At 54.1% G+C, this 18482-nt stretch carries 15 protein-coding genes and 1 pseudogene; 9 read left to right on the plus strand and 7 right to left on the minus strand.

Features of this window, described 5'->3' with window-relative positions; genetic code table 11:
- The 5 genes and pseudogenes from EXE41_RS17085 to EXE41_RS17105 all read left to right on the plus strand — a co-directional run.
- Positions 1-101, plus strand: a pseudogene (locus EXE41_RS17085) (IS1595 family transposase); the annotation flags it as partial.
- A gap of 714 nt (positions 102-815) precedes the next feature.
- Positions 816-1127: a hypothetical protein gene (locus EXE41_RS17090; RefSeq protein ID WP_137691614.1), complete on the plus strand. Its 312-nt coding sequence runs from the start codon at positions 816-818 to the stop codon at positions 1125-1127.
- A gap of 162 nt (positions 1128-1289) precedes the next feature.
- Positions 1290-4325 (plus strand): AAA family ATPase, encoded by a 3036-nt coding sequence (locus EXE41_RS17095; RefSeq protein WP_241987277.1) that lies wholly within the window; start codon positions 1290-1292, stop codon positions 4323-4325.
- The gene (locus EXE41_RS17100) at positions 4318-5658 is read left to right on the plus strand and encodes a hypothetical protein (protein WP_137691615.1); all 1341 of its coding nucleotides are present in this window, start codon (positions 4318-4320) and stop codon (positions 5656-5658) included. The genes EXE41_RS17095 and EXE41_RS17100 overlap by 8 nt, the downstream gene beginning before the upstream one ends.
- Positions 5659-5878: 220 nt before the next feature.
- On the plus strand, positions 5879-6670 hold the full coding sequence (locus EXE41_RS17105; protein ID WP_158294435.1) for a uracil-DNA glycosylase family protein: 792 nt from the start codon (positions 5879-5881) through the stop codon (positions 6668-6670).
- 2 nt (positions 6671-6672) lie between these two features.
- Here EXE41_RS17105 and EXE41_RS17110 read toward each other — a convergent pair whose 3' ends face one another.
- On the minus strand, positions 6673-7320 hold the full coding sequence (locus tag EXE41_RS17110; protein WP_137691617.1) for a recombinase family protein: 648 nt from the start codon (positions 7318-7320) through the stop codon (positions 6673-6675).
- Between the two features lie 444 nt (positions 7321-7764).
- On the opposite strand from EXE41_RS17110, the gene EXE41_RS17115 reads away from it, so the two are divergent.
- From EXE41_RS17115 to EXE41_RS17125, 3 genes are all read left to right on the plus strand, one after another.
- Entirely contained in the window at positions 7765-9171 is a 1407-nt protein-coding gene (locus tag EXE41_RS17115; protein WP_137691618.1) for a pentapeptide repeat-containing protein, read from the plus strand.
- Positions 9172-9445: 274 nt separating this feature from the next.
- Positions 9446-10027 (plus strand): hypothetical protein, encoded by a 582-nt coding sequence (locus tag EXE41_RS17120; RefSeq protein WP_137691619.1) that lies wholly within the window; start codon positions 9446-9448, stop codon positions 10025-10027.
- A complete protein-coding gene (locus EXE41_RS17125) occupies positions 10020-10553 on the plus strand; it encodes a hypothetical protein (protein ID WP_137691620.1) in 534 nt (177 codons plus the stop codon). The genes EXE41_RS17120 and EXE41_RS17125 overlap by 8 nt, the downstream gene beginning before the upstream one ends.
- A 129-nt stretch (positions 10554-10682) precedes the next feature.
- Here the strand turns inward: EXE41_RS17125 and EXE41_RS17130 are convergent, their stop codons facing one another.
- A complete protein-coding gene (locus EXE41_RS17130; RefSeq protein ID WP_137691621.1) occupies positions 10683-11288 on the minus strand; it encodes a hypothetical protein in 606 nt (201 codons plus the stop codon).
- 317 nt (positions 11289-11605) lie between these two features.
- Between EXE41_RS17130 and EXE41_RS17135 the strand changes: the two genes are divergently transcribed.
- Positions 11606-12697 (plus strand): J domain-containing protein, encoded by a 1092-nt coding sequence (locus EXE41_RS17135; RefSeq protein WP_137691622.1) that lies wholly within the window; start codon positions 11606-11608, stop codon positions 12695-12697.
- 16 nt (positions 12698-12713) lie between these two features.
- Here the strand turns inward: EXE41_RS17135 and EXE41_RS17140 are convergent, their stop codons facing one another.
- From EXE41_RS17140 to EXE41_RS17160, 5 genes are all read right to left on the minus strand, one after another.
- Positions 12714-13652, minus strand: a complete 939-nt coding sequence (locus tag EXE41_RS17140; protein ID WP_158294436.1) for a tyrosine-type recombinase/integrase — start codon at positions 13650-13652, stop codon at positions 12714-12716.
- A gap of 13 nt (positions 13653-13665) precedes the next feature.
- Positions 13666-14250 (minus strand): hypothetical protein, encoded by a 585-nt coding sequence (locus EXE41_RS17145; protein ID WP_137691624.1) that lies wholly within the window; start codon positions 14248-14250, stop codon positions 13666-13668.
- Between the two features lie 157 nt (positions 14251-14407).
- Positions 14408-15577, minus strand: a complete 1170-nt coding sequence (locus tag EXE41_RS17150) for an ABC transporter ATP-binding protein (protein WP_137691625.1) — start codon at positions 15575-15577, stop codon at positions 14408-14410.
- The gene (locus EXE41_RS17155; RefSeq protein ID WP_086220777.1) at positions 15567-17363 is read right to left on the minus strand and encodes an iron ABC transporter permease; all 1797 of its coding nucleotides are present in this window, start codon (positions 17361-17363) and stop codon (positions 15567-15569) included. The genes EXE41_RS17150 and EXE41_RS17155 overlap by 11 nt, the downstream gene beginning before the upstream one ends.
- Before the next feature lie 27 nt (positions 17364-17390).
- On the minus strand, positions 17391-18482 hold a 1092-nt coding region (locus EXE41_RS17160; RefSeq protein ID WP_137691626.1), incomplete at its 5' end, for a thiamine ABC transporter substrate binding subunit.

The raw sequence follows: 18482 nt of genomic DNA on the forward strand, positions 1-18482 counted from the left end.
AACAGGCCGCTCGGACCTACGGCTTCCTCCGGTCACTGAACCTTACTGGGGCACCGATCCACAGTCTCGTGGACTGTATCGCTGTCAATGTATTCCGCTAGTTCCGCCAGTCTACCGAAGAGCGTTCCGAGTTCGCTCGCAGCTTCATCGGTGACACGCTGATCTGATTCGTAAACCGGACCCTGAACGCCGGTCATGTACACGATGATCCGCCAGTTTGTGCTTCCCTCCTTGATCGTTGGGAGAAGCTTGTATGAGAACGGACCTTCCGTCTCGGTAAACGTCGAGAGTGCCTCCATCTCCTTGCTCACGTTGGGCGAGTCCTCGACGAGTTCAACGTTATTCAGCTCTGCCTGTTCTCCGTTACCGCCGTTTGTCTCATTGGGTGACATACAAGGGGTGGTAGTCCCCCTACCCATATATAATTTCGGGTAAAATTATACGAAATAAATGATCGAGGTAGCATACAGGGGAATATGATCATCTAGATCGTCACTAACCCGGAGATCAGCCAAATTCTGTATTGAGTAGTATCAGATCAGTAAATAACCAGGATCCAAAGATCACCTACTTCCTAGACTGGCGAGTAATCACGTACACAGGTTCAGTATCCTCACTACCACTACCCCCCGTCCGGAGTTTTTCACCTACCCCGCTAGAAGCGGCTCTAAGCAATTTTCCGCAAATACGGTAAGGACGGTAGGGGAAGTACAGGCGTGTTTCAGGCGGCTTCCAGGCCGCTGTCAGGCAAGGGTATAGCGTGGGTTATAGCTGGCATCCCATCCGCTTTTCGCCTGTCACACCATGCGGATGTTATGGCCGACACGTCGCTTCCAGTGTACGAGTGGGAGGATCCGGAGAAGTACGAGCTGCTTGCTTGGGTGAAGGCGTCTGATCGACGTGTTGATGTCCTCACTACTTTATCTGAGGCTCCGAAGAACACGAATGACTTTGCTGATGCTTGGGGGGTTGAACTCGAAACTGTGCGGTATCACTTGAAGCAATTACAACACGGCGGGCCTAGTGGGGAGCTTCCAGCACTGGTTCGAGTACTGACTCCGGATAGACGGCAGTATCGTCTGTACGGACTTACTGAGATCGGCGAGGATGTTGTTGAATTTCTATGATTCAAGATATGTCTAAGTCTTCCTACGTCGTTGTTTAGAATGAATTTGTACGCTCAAATTTTATTGGAATAAATACAACGAGACAATTCTACTCCCGAGGTCAAATTGTTAAAATGTGTAGGTGAATCGTTAGGAAATTCGTCAACCAGAGAATACAACTCCTTGCCCTACATCGGCCAAACCATGCCAGAACATTATGAGGAGAGCTCCCTGGATATTGGAGCTAATCGATGGTATGCGGCGCGTTTCTTCCGATCTTACTATGATCAAGAAAAAGACTGGGGAGCAGTCAAGCAGCCGCATGAAACAACAGCAGCGATCACAGAATCTCTGATTGATGCGTTTCTCGACGAGCAGGTGTTTGGCGATCCCGAACTCACTGCGCTTCAGTCGTTGGTACAGACGTCGGGTACGATCGGGATCGAGAAAACTGGTGAGCGGATTCAGGAAACACGACTAAGCGCTGAACGGAAGGAGACGATCGTCTCTCAAATTGAGTCAGCCGACACAGTCGGAATCGTCGGTGGGACTGCGTACCGAGCAACTGTTCCCGACGAGGAGACTGAAGCCACACTCTTAGAGATTTTCAGTACACTTCGAGACAAAACAGTAACAGTAGAAGCTCGAGATACAGCGGTCAAAGAGTTGCTTGCGTTAGATCTTGGCAACGTTGGGCTCGGAACTACATCGCCTGTTCTGTGTTTGCTCTTTCCGACGAGATATCCAATTGTCAATGCCCAAACTGAAACAACACTTGCGGCATGTCTGGGGCGGAAAATTCCATCTACAAGTTCCGAATATTTCGCGACTGTCGACCTGTTCACCGAAGTACGTGATGAGCTTGGCTTCCGCGAGCACTTTCGACACCTCGATAACTTCTGCTACTGGGCAAATAGCCAGACAGAAATTGTCGACTGGCTGAACGCTCACAACATTTCTGATCGGGTTGCGTTGGTTGCTGACGTCGACGCTGGGGCTGATGACCCTGAGTCAGCGTGGGCGGCATGGCAAGATAATGCCGTGTGGACAACACCGGATTCAGCGGTGGCCGCTTCCTCTCAGGAGAATAGTTCATCTACTGGAATCTCACCGGGAACGCTACTGGTCGCAGTATACGACGATCACGTACTTGGGATCGGAGTTACGGACTCAACAGCGAAGGCGGTAGAAAGTACGGACACAGGCAGTTTAGAAAATACACAGGTCCCCGTTGAATGGTGTTTAACATTCAGTGAAGCTCCACAGACACTCAGCGATCTTGGGATCAAAATTGAAAACGCAGATGCTGGAGCCCCAGATCAGATCCGTAGCTTCGAGAAGCTTCGATGGCAGCTTCTACAGCAGGAGGTTGCGTCACCAGCAGAATTGTTCACGATCGAGACAGTCGTCGCACATACCCGCGCAGATAGTATAGAAGACAGGGATATTGACGCAACGGACAAGAGTGACACTACCGGTGGAGAGTCAGGTGGCACACCAACGCAGATCGATCGATCAGAAACTGATACCCCCCGAGTCTGGATAGAAAAAAGCGATCACAGCCGTCCAGACCGATCCGAAGACGGCTGGGGTGTCGGTGAGGCACTGTGGTGCCCCCAGAGGAAGACGAACGGTACTCAGTCGGTGTACTCCACAAAGATGGAGGAAATAATGCCTGGAGACATCGTTCTCCTCTTGGATCAAGACGAACGGGCGTTCACAGGGTTCGCCCGTGCAGCTAGCCAGTGCCGGGAAAGCTACTGTCTTGAAGGGACCAGTTGGGACGAAGATGGTGTCAGCGAAATGGGACTTGAACCGGGGCAGAGGGATGCTTACAAAATTGAGCTTGAGGCCTACCATGAATTTGCGACTCACCTTCCAGTCAATGATGTTCTCAACACAACCTACGAGGATCGTCTCTATCCGCTAGCAGACGGAGATGAATACAATGTCGTCTTTAATCGAAATCTCAACCTGAATCAGGGAGCGTATCTAACTGATGCGCCCAATTCATTCACTGCGGTGATCAACGATGCTCTCGCCGCAGCCGACCTCACCCAGCTGCCCTTGAACATTGATAAAGAAGATGATGACACTAACACCGAGACCTCAGCAGACCGACTCGAGGCAGCTGCTAGTGGGCTTGAGCACGTTTCTTTCTCGATCCCCTCGCATCTCTACTACGATGATGCCGACCGGATTCGCCGCCAGATCGAGGCAGCTCTCAACTCTGGAAAAAGTATCATCTTCACTGGTCCGCCTGGAACAGGTAAAACTGAGCTGGCGACGGCACTTGGTGCGACCGGCGCAACACAGGACGCGGTTGATGATTTCGTGTTTACGACCGCGACTGCCGACTGGAGCAGCTTTGATACGATCGGCGGCCACGTTCCTGCGGCGAACGGTGATGGAATCGAGTTCCAGCCTCGGATCTTCCTAAACTGTTTCCGTGAGGATAGCTCAAGTGGTGGAGATCCAGGTCAGATCGTAAACAAGTGGCTCGTCATCGACGAGATCAACAGGTCTGACATCGACAAAGCATTTGGCCAGCTATTCTCTGTACTGTCTGGCGATTCCGTTGAACTGCCGTACGAACGCACGAATCAGGTCGAGATTCGGTGGGTTGACGAGACAACTAGTATTGATACGATCGCCGCAAACCCAGACATATTCCCGGTAACTCCCGCCTGGCGGCTTATTGGGACGATGAATACACACGACAAGGCGTCACTGTACGAGATGTCCTACGCATTTATGCGGCGATTCAGCTTTATTCATATCCCGGTTCCGGAGCTCGAGACTGACGAGGGAATCCGCACAGAGCTATTGAGTCCGGCCAAGACAGAAAACTTCGCAACAGCGTGGGAGATGGAATCACTATTAGGCACTGACGATCTGTATCAGGAAATTGCCGTACTCTGGTATCAGATTAACCAGCACCGCAAGATCGGGCCGTCGATCATCATGGATATTCTGAGGTATGTCGACGCGTACGACGCTACATACCGAGAGGATGCCCTGACCGACGCGGTGGTCTCACTAGTATACCCACAGCTCGAAGGGATGCGTCCGGATGCGCTTCGTAAGCTGCTCGGCTCGCTCACTGACGGAGAAGCCACGACTGACGGCGAGACGATTGCCCCCAGCGTCGATGAGCAAGAGCTGTTGGATCGGGGAGAAGACTTCTTCGGGATGCCGTTGCGAGACGACGATGGCTAAGACACCCCCCCAGACGCTCGTCGAGGAGACTGCCGAGGAGTTAGTGACGTTCCTCCGAAACGGCGGAATTAACGAGCGAGAGCTTACTTCCACGTTAGATTTCACTGATCTCGCGATCAACGAGTTCCGCCGACTCAAGCGGATCCATTTCGTGTTATCTGATCCTGTCATCAAGTTCGTTAACTCGCTCCCGCGGAACGTCCGCCGCATCAAAACCGAAACAACACGATCACGCGATGTGATGCGGGGAGAAGTCGAAGGGAAAATTGACTGGGGAGAAACGACGAAGCTTCGGAACTCCCAAAGCTACGGCGATCGCACACTGTTTGTCTGTGAAACACCGTACTCAGAGTACGATATCCCGGAGAATCTCGTACTGAAACAATTACTCGCCGTCATCTATGAGACAATTACTGATGACGTCGCTCGGATTGATTATGCGTGGCGCACTGAGCGGTGGGATGATTCACTAATCAATGATCTCACTCGTGTCGTCGAGCGGAACGTCCATATCAACCGAATTCGGAATGCCGATACCATCGATCTCCGGCAGCGTGATCTGAATGCTGCGCGACAGTCACGCCGCGCTCTCTATCGCGAGGCGTATGAGCTATACAGTCGGTACGACCGGCTCATGGCCAACGAATTTAGTAACGAGGCTGTCCAGCAGTTATTAACCGAGACGCTTGTGGATCCGGATAACGATCCGACGTTGTTTGAGTTATTTTGCGTGTTTAAGCTCATTCGGGTACTGCGTACCGAGTACGACGAACTACAGATCCAACCAGTACAAAACGGCGGCGAGGCAATCGCACGGATGGAATCGTCGAGACGAGAAATATCCGTATACACAGACAATACAGGGACACTCACCCTCCGAGAAATGATTGATGACGTTACGCCACCGCTCCCGCCGTACCTCCAACGGGCTAGGCAGGTAATCGATGCTCACCAAAGGGCAGCGAACGAAGCATTCGGTACTGAGCCCGGTCGTGAATTGTATCAGGGACGTCCAGATATCATCGTGGAGATATACGACACAACAGATGGTACCAAGCAGCTTGACCGACTACTACTCGGCGAAATAAAGTACACTGATCAGACACAAACGGCATCTCGTGGACTAAAACAGCTTCTTGAGTACATGACCTATGCCCGTGAACAGGACGACGGTACTACATATTTTGTAGAGACAGACGTCAATCTCGATGGGTTACTCTTTGTTGATACGCTTGAGGCGACCCAGCCGTCCCGCAAGGATCTCACGATAGTAACAACAGATGATCTTCGAGGCGAATCCATTCTATCCAGTTCGTTCTATCCCCCGAGTTGATACAGAGTTCATCGACTTCTGTGTACGAAAACGACCGTTATCGTACAGGCTGTACGAAATAGGGTCTATTTATAAATAGTTTTGCTGTCACGAATTGGCTCGGGTGATATACATTCTGTCACCAAATTATACTCAATTACAAGAAATGATAAAATGGACAACGAGAATAAGTATGAAGATTTGATTGGCGAATAATATGGCTCAATCGGAGGATGATCCTATGGATGGTTGGGACCCAGAGATGCTGTGGGAAAATTGGACGCAAAGAGGTGGCAAGAACGAGTGTGCGGATTGTCCAGCTCACTGGTCAAACCGTGATGATTTAGATGGTTCTCCTGACACAAGAACTGGCTCTAATGGGATACAGCCGTTTTTCGGCTACGGAGATCTTCAGGATGTTGAGGTGGTTATAATGGGTGAAGAGCCAGGAACTCTAAAATCGGATCGTTCACGGGCAGATCGCACAGGCAATTCGTTCTACGATGCTAGAGATCCTAATGTGAAGAACGTAGCAGTTGGTTCTGAAAGCCTCGATAAGGCACATCTATTATTCGATGTAGTGGCAGACAATTTTAACACTTACTGGACACAAGCGAAAAAATGTAATGAGCTGGAAGATACCGAGCTGAATACAATTGCTGAGAATCAATGTGTTGGTAAAAATGGGTCTTGTGGATATCTCAGGAGAGAAATCGAATCGGTTGATCCTCGATACGTTATCACTCTAGGAAAAGATACTCACAAGCACCTTTCCTCGGTATTCGACATTGAACCACCGTGGAATAACTGGGCTAAGGAAATCGCATATGGGTCAGGTCCTGCGGGTATTCGGATATTGGAAGCAGATGATGTACCATTTTCTTTCATACCGCTTGGACACCCCTCACACAATATCCATGGAGATACGAACGAAGTACTCAATTTAGAGGGAAAAGACGAGTTGACAGCCACAGAGCGATATTACCAATTAGCAGGAGAAGAGTTAGTCAAAGTAGACAATAAGAGAAATTAAATTCAATATAGCTTCTCTCGTTCAAGACATCTGGAGATGGTACTGCGAGAGGTATTCAGCTCATGAGCGGCTTTTCGTTTGGACAGCTCTTCTTTCTGTACCATATCTAGCACAGCACACACTTGGTCGTAGTTCTCTCCCTCAATCAGTTGTCCATCATCCTTCTCAAACCCAAGCGGAGGGCGACCGTGGTGATAGTCATCTACTTTTTGTCGAGCTGCTATTCCTTCTTTCGTATTCATTTGCTTTACCCTTGCCTGCCACTCAGCAAACGCTCCGAGCATCTGCATCTGGAGCCGGTTCATCGGCTGCTCTTTTCCGTCCCCAAATGAGAGGCTATCTCGAACAAAGTGGATCGCTACATCATTGTCAGTAATTCTGGAAACAGTCCGTTCGAGATCTTGGAGTGAACGTGCTAGTCTTGAGATCTCGTGGACTACAACGTGCTCAACATCTCCACCTTCCAGTGTCTCCATCATGTCTCGATATCCTGACCGAGACGTATCCGTACCAGTTGATTTGTCTCGGAATATCTGGAGATCGCTAAGCTCTGTATCTAGCTTCTCTTCTGCGTAAGACTGTACACTCTGTAACTGTCTCTCTAGGTTCTGCTCTTCAGTAGAAACCCGGACATAGCAGGCGGTTGACATCGGCCTGAGTGTGGGGTTATGGAATATAACTGTAGGGGTGTTGTGCGTGCTTAGAACGGCGAGAAAAGCACGTGAAGGGCATGGATTTGAAGCCAGGCCGTACCGTAGCTATCACAAAAACCGCTTCTATAGCCACACACGCCGGATTTAGGGAAGTGATTTTCAACGAACAAACTCTGCCGGCTCTGTTGAAATCCTCAACTAGTGATGTGTTCTCAGCGCCCTGTTGAATACAGAGCGCATATGTTACACAATGACTGCGACGGTTGGGGACACCGACGCCGAACTCCCGTGTTGGCCGTGCTACCTGGTCTAGTTTAATATCCTGAACATGAGTGCCGGCGAGAAGTAGGTGAGCGGCTGGCGTAATTTAAAGTATCCGCACAGGGATTCCGGGAATACGCGCGATGTCACGAACAGTAATTTTCTGGTCACGCACGGGGTATGACTGACCAACCCGAGGAGTTCGACGGTGAAGTGCCGGAAAATCGGTGTGGATATACATATCCTGAAGACTTCGACGCTGAACAAGACCCGTATCCAGACCAGCAGAATAGCTGTATTCGGGAGCCATTACCAGATACTGAGCGCTGTGCTGTCCACGCTGACCCAGCTGAGACAGAACAGAAGGCTGAGCAATTAAAACGCGCTGACTCGTTCGGCGACTCGTTGGATGGCGCAATTCTCCCCGCCCTATTGGCAGACAGTGTGGACTTTTCAGATATCTCTCTGCTGAGGGGGGCTGACTTATCAAAGGCTGATATGTCCGGTGAGGGCTTGTTCGGTGTCGATTTGTCAGGGGCTGAGCTGATGAGTGCTAATCTGTCAAAGGCTAACCTAAGAAAGGCTGACCTGTCCGGAGCTGTCCTAATCGGTGCTAATATGTCAAAAGCTAATTTATCACCTACCCCTTACGGCGAGACTGCCGATCTTTCAGCAGCTAATCTGGCGGATACCAACCTATCGGAGGCTTTTTTAAAGAAGGTTAACCTGTCAGGTGCTAACTTAGACTATGCCGACTTACCAGGAGCTGACCTAAGAGGAGCAGATCTTCGGGAGGTGGATTTTAGAAGAGCCGACCTGTCGGAAGCTATCCTGTCTGGTGCTAACCTCTCTGAAGCGAATTTAGAACAAGCGACGTTAATTGAAGTAAATCTGTTTGACTCCTGCCTTACGAAGGTCACACCATATGGCGCTCGGATAGAAGCTGTTCAAATTAATAATGGGACTATATTCAATTCAGAAACTTCGGAGTATAAAAGTTGGAAGCATTCCCTTCCATTCTTTTCCTGCCCGCCACGGTGTGGCTACGACCCACAAGTAGAGCAACCAAAGGACTTCGCTGACACTGACCGCGAGACATTGTTGACGAAAGCAGCTGATACGTATCGAAAGTTTGGGGAACTGGCTCGCCAGAACACGCAACCATCGCGGCAGAGCTTGATGTTCGTGTTGCGCCAAGATATGCAGCGCATTCGACACCGCGAACGGGGCGAGTATACTGAGTGGTTTACTAATAGTTTGTTCCGGGTCATTTTCAAGTATGGCGAGAGTTTCGCTCGTGTCTTGCTGACTGCGGCAGTAATCATTCTGACCTTCGCTGGGGTATACTGGCAAGCGGATCTGATTATCAGTAACCCGAACGCGGCACAGTCTCAAAAACAATTTATTTCTGACCCGGTTGATGCAATATATTTCAGCACGCTCACGTTCACTACACTCGGGTTGGGAGACTTCCAGCCGGCAGCAGCATCACAACTCGGACGTGGAATGGTACTGCTTCAGGCAGTGCTGGGTGCAGTCCTGATCGCGACGTTCGTGTTCGTGCTGGGCCGGCGGGCTGCGCGCTGATTGTGGCAACCCGGCTGCCGCCTGCCGATGATCTCTCCTCCTCACTCTGAATTATAATAATCTATCCACCCTCAAAATGTGTCATGCCGTCCGGCAAACGTCGTAGTTTACGGTAAATCCCGACGCTGATTCACCCCGTAAATTCTCGAAACTAGTGCTGATTTTATGCTCTGTATCTCGCACGCCGATCCTATCAGTTCTTAAGGATTTTAACAGAGCAACTCTGCCAAATATAATAACCAATGGCTCTCTTAGAGAGGTAAGGAATTCACCCATGACAGACATCGACAACCTAGCCATCAAAGCGAGCGGATCAGCTCATTGTTTCAACGACCGCGAGCTGGCTGACGAGCACTATATATTCCGCAAGAAGATCGGCTCAGCCGATCACGTCAATCAGGAAACGTCGGTGATGGTCGAATATCTAGAGGATGACGAGCTAATTATCGCTGGACAGCGACTCCCAGGAGCTTCTGGCTACTATCAAAATTATCCCGATGTCGTGGAAGAGAATGAGAAGTACCAAGCTAGACACAACGCTGCGCGAGATCGGATCAACAGAGCACTCAGCATTCTTGAAGAATATGACCCTAAGACATACACTGAGGAAACCTACTCAGGGAACAAGGTCCTCTCAGCGATATACATCAGAGTACCCCAAGACAAACGAGAGGAAGCAGTAGTACAGTTCTGGATTATGCTCAATTACCTCCGGAAGGACTACTACTCGTTTCTCCGGGAGTGGGAACCAGATAAATTGGAAGAAACACTTGTAGAAGACGAACTGTTTGAGCATCCAATAAGTAATATAATGGAAAAACAATTACTCGTCTCTAGAATTCAAGAACATGGTTAAGGAAGCTGCGAGTGAAACAGGATTCAATTTTGAATTATACTCAAAAATGATCCGTCCATATTCTGATCCAGTCGCTAGTACACTTTTATTGGTTTTTGATTCTCTGACCGAGTTTGACGAGGATGAAGCCCGTGAAGAGGCGAAAGAGATGGCTACTGAACATTTCCAACAGAAATTCGCTGAACGAATGTTAGTGTACCCATTTTGTTCTATGATTTCTTTATTGCTTGTAGGACTAGTCGATGTTTTTCAGTGTGGTGCCCTTACAAATCAAATATACGGCTTAGTAGTTGATTTCTTAGGAGCAATTATTCTTGGGCGAGGACTCCTCATGGGTGGGGTAGCAATCGGAGCAGTTTCGGGAACACGATGGGGGTATAATCCATTGTTGATTAAGTCCATGGCTAAAGACTCAGTTGATGGCGTTTTGGGGATCACAATAATCTTGATTGGAATCCTCCTCCAAATTATTGCGCTTGGAAAAATCTATCCTGATCTGCCGATTTGGGCAGGTGCCATCTGTTAAATATGTATGCTTGTACTGAACAATTCACGAGTCCCCCTGTACCGATCTTGACCAAGGTGAGATTCATCAACTACTGATGGTTGAAACAGAGCCTGGACCAATAGAGAGATATCTGAATATTAGATATGATCAGACACGCTCAACCGTTTTACAGGTTATCACAGCATCTTCAGTTTGTGCCAACGTGCTCTCAACTGTTTCAATAAGCCCCAACACCTGCTCATTAACAAGATCGTTCGGTCCACCGTGATGCTGTATTTGGATCGTGTCCTCTTGCGCAACCAGATCAGCTACCCAGGGTAACGACTCCTCAATTGAATTAAGCTGATACTCAGATGCTATTTCCTCAGAATACCCGATCTCAATGAGGATAGTAACTACCACATCAGCATCAGCCAACGGGCGAGGGACACGGTTCTCAATCGTCGTTCGAGCATCAATACCCGTGTTGATGACTCGCCGATCTTCTACTCCTAACAATCGAGCATAGCTATCTACAAACTCCAAATACTGATTCAGTGAGAGCCGATCTGTATCTAGCTCCGCTTTCATTACGTCACCAAAGAGATCCGGTTGTACCGGGTGTGGATCGAAGCTGAACGCATCAACAGGAAGATGCTCTTCTGCCGCTTGTCGAAACTCATCAGTGCGATCCGGAGACATCCCTCCCGAGATTGTGGGAAAAGGTACTGCCGTGTACTCCTTGACTGTCAGAAGACAGTCGATCGATAACATCGGTCGAGGACCACCAAACGGGCCACGGGTCATAGGTCGACCCTGAGCAGGGGTATAGGGTATATAAGTAGAGGGTTGAATACTATTTCAATTCTAACGCCGCTGTAGCCGTTCTAAGACGGCTCGATGCTTACCCCGTGGGAACCACGGTAAGCGGTTGAGACGAAGTGACTGCCGCATATAGGCGGGTTTCTGTTGACTACAGGTGTATCAAGGCGGTATAGCCTGTGGGGAGAATTCTTTTGCTGTATCGGGTTCCTAGAGTATGTTGAGATAGCTATGCGTTCTAAAAACTTGGTATGTGAGACTCTGCTGTGATGAGTTCTAACTACTACGATGTATTGGATATCTCAGAAGATTCATCCCGCTCAGAAATTAGGGAGGCATATCGTGGTCTTGTTAAGGAGTATCATCCAGATGTAAGTAACCACCCTGATGCTCATATCAGATTTCAACAGATCAAAGAAGCTTATGAGGTTTTGAATCACCAAACGAAACAGCAAAGATACGACCGCCTCACTCATGATGAGTTCGTTAGTAAGTACGGCGGATACTCTTCGGATGAATTAGAACAGACTGTTGAGACTCAGTCGACAAAACACAATTTCACAGGAAAACGTTCTCAAACAGAACCTGATTCAGAGACTACCACAGACTCTAATCCTACAGATTCGGCCTCTAAATCCTCTAGCACCTCTAAATCCCCAAATTCTGCTGAAGAATCAGGTTCCAGCAGATCTCTTGGTAGAGTCCTGCTCAACTGGATTATCCAAGGACGAACGAGCGAGAATAGTGGAGGTATAGTGTATATAACGAGAGTAACAATTTTCTTTCTTATACTCTACGCAGTCTTTGAGATTATTGGATTCCCTACTTGGGAATCAATCTCGTCTATGATACTCCCAATAGGAGTTGTTTTGTTCACTAGACTACTCTATCTCATTGGATTTGAACAACTAAGAGAAGGCCATGTTAGAATTGACAATCCATCTACGCCAGATGCCTACGCTGCTCCTTACCCAATCATCATTGGGTTCGGTTCGTGTGTATCGATACTGCTGACGACTTTACTTTCCCTCCCGTTTATTCGTCTCTTTGCCTGGGCTGTATGCCTTTACGCGTGGGTAGGAACCATTCTGACAGTTGGTTGGGGAGTTGCGGATGATCACTACAATCTTAGGTTCGACATCAACCCTGTCCTATGGAACTTTGCGGTACAAGCTCCATTTCTAATCACAATTATGTTATTAAATTATAGTGCTAAAGAGCAGCTACCAGAGCTCTTCTTGCTTACGATTGCTGTATTGCCGTTCATTGTTGGATCATTATATATTACTACCTACCATCCAGAACTGATAGCTGAACTACAGCAGAGGTTCAATAACCGGACAATTTTTTCAACCGACTAAACAGGATAAAATGGAGTCAGAAATCAATATCTGGCGCGTACTTATCGTATTCATCCTTCGCTCGCTCATCCAGAATTTCTCCATAGATCTCAGTCGTTGTTACTGAAGAGTGTGCCAGATTCTTCGATAAGCCCTCAATAGTGCCACCATTATCTAGATAGTGCATCGCGAAGGAGTGACGGAGAGTGTGTGAGGTAATCTTGTGTTGGCTTGCTCCGCTTGCGTCTTTGTAGAGCACTTCTTGGATTCCTGCATTCTCAGCAGCTTCCTTCACAATGTGATTGAGATGACTACCACTCAGCTGTGGCCCAGATTGAGTTACAAACAGATATTCACTTTCACGGGCGTATGGGGAAGCATCTCTCTCGCCCATATCTAGCCAAGCAGCGAGTAATCCATCGAGCCTTGGCTGCCAGTGAGCTGTGTGAACCTTTCCATTCTTGCCGCGAACCTGGACTTGTCGCTTCTCTCGGTCCAGGTCTGAGATCTTCACATCGCACACTTCCTGTCTCCGAAGAGCAGTGAAGTATTGAAAGAGCACAACCAGCCGGTTTCGTACTTGTGGGCTCGGTACATTGTTCACCAGAGCTTCTACCTCTTCTTTGGTCATCCAAACTCGTCGCTCCTTGGTTGCCTCCTCTTTCATCGTCCGTTTCGGAGCGTAGTCGGTCAACTCTACATTGTCTACTGGATTATGCTCAATTTCTCCACTCGCTATCATATCCTTATAGAACTGAGAAACCGAGACACATTTGTGCCGGATCGTCTTCGAGGCTAGGTTTCTCTCATTTTTGAGGAAAGACAAGTATCGCTGGATATCTCGTCCAGTTACCTCGGAAGGCGTCAAATCTTCATCTTCTAACCATGCCGAGTAGTCACTTAGCCCCTTCTTGTACTGAGTAACGGTACTGTCGGCCTTGTCTTTTCCTCGGAGGATTTCGATGAATTCCTCCATTCTGTGATGCATACTATTCCTCCTTGAAGTAGTGAGTCTGCCCGTCAATCTCAACTTCTACGATGGGCAGGAGTTGCTCTTGAAGATACTCTACAGAATCTCGAACACGGCTCTCTTTGGATCCGATTTGGTCCGCAATCGCCGCTGCGGTCTGAGAGTTACGCCCATCCTGATCGGCTTCTGCTGTATCCGTGGGCAGAATTACTGATCTGGCGGCCTCCTTTCGACGATACGTTTTAGCATCGGTATCAACGCCCTCTGGAACCTCTACGGATGAATCCGGTTCCGGGAGCGGTTCCAATTCATCAAAGACGAGCTGCGCAAGGTCTGAGATATCAACTTCATCTTGGCGCTGTTCTCGGAGCCAAGCAACATCCCTCCGGACCTCCTCTATCTCAGTTTGGAGATCTTGGAAATCAGCAGAAAGACCAGGCGCTACACTGGCCTGTTGTTCTCCCGAGCCATTGATCTCTTTCTCTACGGCAGTTCGGATCAAACCCGTGAGACTACTGTATTTGCCCGTGTGATCGATGTATTCCTCCCAATCCTTCTTTTGCTCTTCATCAACTCGAAAGTTGATCTGCACCCTTTCGCCCATATCGCTACAGACGTGCTGGCTTTGTATATAATTTTGCTATAGTTTCAATTGATAATCGAAGATTCTCTGGCAGCCGGCGCGTAGCGCCGGCGACCTCGCGCGCTCCGTCGCGGCCGCCGAGGGCGGCCGCTCGCAGGCACGCGCCACCGTGAGGGATTCAGCGCTGCTCCGCGTCGATAACGTGCCCGTCGCTCGGGTCGAACCCGACCGCGACCGCGCCGTCGAGGGGGTCGACGGTCCGGACGAGCAGTTCGCGGTCGCCCCAGTCGAGCGTGACGCGCGTCGTCTCGCCGAGGAACTCCGCGCTGGCGACCGTCGCGCGCAGCGTGTTTTCGCCGACCGGAGCGGCGGTCTCGCCGCCCCCTGCTCCGCCCGCGCTCGCGACGCGCAGGTGTTCCGGACGGACGCAGAACGCGATCCGGTCGCCGACTTCGGGCGAGTTCGTCGCGGGCGCGCCCTCCCCCGCATCGCCGCCGCCCCCGGGTGCGACGCGGAGGGTCTCGTCGCCGTCGTCGACGTCGACTGCGAGTTCGCCTTCGCCGAGCGACTCCACGACGCGGCCCGCGAACACGTTATTGTCGCCGACGAACTCCGCGACGAACCGCGTCGCGGGCTCGCGGTACACCGTCCGCGGGGGTGCCACCTGCTCCGGCGTCCCGTCGTTCATCACCGCGACGCGGTCGGAGACGGCCAGCGCCTCCTCCTGGTCGTGCGTGACGTATATCGTGGTAATCGACAGTTCGGACTGGATCCGCTTCACCTGCGCGCGGAGCCGTTCGCGGAGCCGCGCGTCGAGCGCGCTCATCGGCTCGTCGAGGAGGAGCACGTCGGGGCCGGGCGCGAGCGCCCGCGCCATCGCGATCCGCTGCTGTTGCCCGCCCGAGAGGCTCTCCGGGTCGCGGTCGGCGGCGTCCGGCAGGTCGACCAGTTCGAGGAGTTCCGCGACGCGCTCGTCGCGCGTGACGCCGTCGGGCGGGTCGGCGAAGTTGAGCCCGTACGCGACGTTCTCTCCGACGGTCATGTGCGGGAACAGCGCGTAGCTCTGGAAGACGACGCCCACGTCGCGGTCCTCCGGGGGCACGCCGGCGACCGACTCGCCGCCGAACCGGACCGTCCCGCTCGTCGGCTCCTCGAACCCGGCGATCAGGCGGAGCGTCGTCGTCTTCCCGCAGCCGGAGGGACCGACGAGAGTGAAGAACTCGCCCTCCCGCACCCGGAGGCGCACGTCGTCGACCGCGGCCGTCTCGCCGTAGCGCTTCGTCACCCTGTCGAGTTCGACCGCGACCGGTGGGTCGGGCGCAGACTCCGACTTCGGTTCAGAGCCCACGGTGGTCACCCCCGAGCCGCTCGATGACGACGAAGCTGACCCCGGTGACGACGAGCAGGACGACGCCCATGGCGGTCGCCGGTCCGAGCCGCCGCCCGATGAACCGTTCGATCGCGACGGGCATCGTGTACGCGTCGGCGCCGGTCGCCAGCACGACGGTCGAGGTGAACTCGCCGATCGAGACGGCGAACGCGAACGCCGCGCCCGCGACGACCGCGGGCCAGACGAGGGGGATCTCCACGTCCCGGATCACCCGCGCCCGCGAGGCGCCGAGCGCCCGCGCGGACTCGACGAGCGAGCGGTCCAGCCCGGCGAGCCCGGGCGAGACGGTGCGCACGACGAACGGGTAGCCCGAGACCGCGTGCGCGACGACGATCGCGGCCGCGCCGCTCGCGGCGATCCGCCACCCCCCGATCTCGACGCCGAAGACGAGCCCCCGCAGGAGACCGAGCCCGACGATGATCCCCGACACCGCCAGCGGCGCCATCGCGGCCGCGTCGACCAGCGTCCGCCCGCGGTACCGCCGCGTGGTCAACACCGCGACGACGACGCCCATCGGGAGCGCGAGCAGCGTCGCGCCCGTCGCGAACGCGAGCGAGTTCCGGATCGCGGGCCACGGCCGCACCTGAAACGCCGCCCCCGTCTGCTGGCGCTCGACCAGGAATCGGTAGTGGTCGAGCGTGAGCGCGCCGTCGCCGCCGGTCACCGACGCGAGGACCATCGACGCGATGGGCGCGAGGAAGACGACCCCGGCGACGACCCCGTAGGCGGCCAGCCCGGCCCGCGGCAACAGCTCGCGGAGCGTCGCGGCGGGCGGGGAGAGCGGGCGCCGGGGGAGCGGCCGAGCGCCGCGCGCGCCGGTCGACTGCCGGGCCTCGTACCGGAGGTACGCGAGCAGGACGCCGAGCGAGACCGCGAGTTCGATGATCGCAAGCACGGCGGCCTCGGCGTAGCTCAGGTCCCGCACCAACCGGTAGACGAGCACCTCGACGGTCACGAGCTCGAACCCCCCGAGCGCTAGGACGATGGGGAAGGTTCCGAAGGTGAACACGAACGTCAGCGCCGCGCCCGTGAGGACGGCGGGGTACACCTGCGGCGCGACCACGTCGACGAACGCCCGGACCGGCCCGGCGCCGAGGCTGCGGGCGGTCTCGACCGCGCTCGCGTCTACCGACTCCCACGCCGCGGTCGTCACGCGCGCCACCAGCGGCGCGTTGTAGAACGCGTGGGCGATCACCACCGCTTCGAGGGTGAACATGAGTTCGACCCGCGGGAGTCCGAGCGTCGTCAGGGCGGCGTTCAACGTGCCGTTCTCGCCGAACGTGGCGACGAACCCGACCGCCACCATGATCGACGGGAGGACGAACGGGACGATGGTGAGCGAGCGCAGGGTTCGCCGCCCGGGGAACTCGAAGCGCGCGAGCAGGTAGGCGGCCGGGAGGCCCAGGGCGACGCTCGCGACGGTCGAGAGGACCGCTTGGTACGCGGTGAAGCCGACGATCCCGAGCCGGCGGTCCGGCGAGAGGAGCGCCCGCGCGACCGCGACCGGGGACTCGCCCGACAGCAGCCGGGCGAGCTCGCCGAAGTAGAACGGGTCGGTGAGCACCTCGGCGAAGGCGCCGAGGGTGACGGCGCCGTCGACGACGACCGCCTCAATCAGGACGGTCGCCGTCGGGTAGTAGAAGGCGACGACGAGCGCGGCGCTGGTGAGGACCGCGAGCGCCGTCAGCGCGCGCGCCTCGGCCCACTCCCCGAGCCGAGACAGTCGCCCGTCGTGGTCGGTCACGCGCTCGGTCCCTCGTCGGACACGCGATCAGTTCCCGGCGTACTGCCGCTCCCAGGCCTCGACCCACGCGTCGACCGAGCCCTGGAGCTCGTCGTAGGTGAACGTCACCGGGTCGGCCGGCTCCTTCGCCAGCTCGGCGTAGTCGCTCGGCAGCTCCGCACCGTCGGTCGACGGGAACGCGACGTTGCGCTGAGCGATTTCCCCTTGAACGTCCGGCTCCAGCATGAACGACATGAACTCGCGGGCGAGGTCGGGCTCGTCTGCGTCGGCGAAGAGGGCCATCCCCTCCGGGTTCGCGTACGCCTGGTCGTTCAAAAAGCGGATCTGGTGCTTCTGGAGGTCCGCGCCCTCCATGTCCGCGAACACCTGATCGGTGGAGTAGGAGACGACGATCGGCGCCTCCCCCTCGCTCCACGCCGCGTACGCGTCGTCCCAACTCCCCAGCACGCGCACGTCGTTCGCTTGGAGTTCCGCCCAGTAGTCGAGGTAGTCGTAGTCGGGGTCGCCGTCCCCGCCCGCGACGGCCTCGCCGTCGCCGTCGCTCGCGACCCCGCCGTCGCCGAAGCGGCTGATCGTGTGGAGGAGGAACGCCCGCCCGGTCGCGGAGCCGCCGGGGTTCTGCGCGATGAGCGCGCCCGCGTGCTCGTCGTCGAGCAGTCCGTCGAACGTCTCCGGCGCCTCTGTGGTCGTGCTGTCGTACACGAGGCTGACGTAGCCGGTGTCGAACGGGACCGCCCGCTCGAACGGGTCGAACCGGAGTCCCTCCTTGACCGCGTCGCGCCCGTCGACGTCGCCCGCCTCGGCGAAGAGGTTCTCGTCGAGCGCCCCGTCGACGCGGACGAGGTCCTCCGTCGTGAGCCCGACGTAGAGGTCGGCGTCGATGCCCGCGCCAGAGGCGGCGCGCTCGACGTAGTAGTTCACCTCGTTGTCGGGCGTCGCCCACTCCAGCGTGGCGTCGTACCGGCTCTCGAACTCCTCTTTGAGCCACTCGCCGGGGCTCACCGACGGCGCGTCGATGAAGTTCGTGTACGTGGCGACCGTCAGGGTCGGCGTCTCGTCGCCGCCGTCGCCGCTCTCCGATCCGCCGTCGTCGGTTCCGTTCCCGCCGCCCCCGTCCCC

Source organism: Halorubrum sp. SD690R (genome assembly GCF_005435035.1).
GTDB classification, from domain to species: Archaea; Halobacteriota; Halobacteria; order Halobacteriales; family Haloferacaceae; genus Halorubrum; species Halorubrum ezzemoulense.

Excerpts from the sequence above, each read along its gene's own strand:
- EXE41_RS17140 (WP_158294436.1), bottom strand. The coding sequence starts at position 13,652 with ATGGAGGAATTCATCGAAATCCTCCGAGGAAAAGACAAGGCCGACAGT.
- EXE41_RS17130 (WP_137691621.1), bottom strand. The coding sequence starts at position 11,288 with ATGTTATCGATCGACTGTCTTCTGACAGTCAAGGAGTACACGGCAGTA.
- EXE41_RS17125 (WP_137691620.1), top strand. The coding sequence starts at position 10,020 with ATGGTTAAGGAAGCTGCGAGTGAAACAGGATTCAATTTTGAATTATAC.
- EXE41_RS17100 (WP_137691615.1), top strand. The coding sequence starts at position 4,318 with ATGGCTAAGACACCCCCCCAGACGCTCGTCGAGGAGACTGCCGAGGAG.
- EXE41_RS17135 (WP_137691622.1), top strand. The coding sequence starts at position 11,606 with ATGAGTTCTAACTACTACGATGTATTGGATATCTCAGAAGATTCATCC.
- EXE41_RS17110 (WP_137691617.1), bottom strand. The coding sequence starts at position 7,320 with ATGTCAACCGCCTGCTATGTCCGGGTTTCTACTGAAGAGCAGAACCTA.
- EXE41_RS17145 (WP_137691624.1), bottom strand. The coding sequence starts at position 14,250 with ATGGGCGAAAGGGTGCAGATCAACTTTCGAGTTGATGAAGAGCAAAAG.
- EXE41_RS17090 (WP_137691614.1), top strand. The coding sequence starts at position 816 with ATGGCCGACACGTCGCTTCCAGTGTACGAGTGGGAGGATCCGGAGAAG.
- EXE41_RS17105 (WP_158294435.1), top strand. The coding sequence starts at position 5,879 with ATGGATGGTTGGGACCCAGAGATGCTGTGGGAAAATTGGACGCAAAGA.
- EXE41_RS17115 (WP_137691618.1), top strand. The coding sequence starts at position 7,765 with ATGACTGACCAACCCGAGGAGTTCGACGGTGAAGTGCCGGAAAATCGG.
- EXE41_RS17120 (WP_137691619.1), top strand. The coding sequence starts at position 9,446 with ATGACAGACATCGACAACCTAGCCATCAAAGCGAGCGGATCAGCTCAT.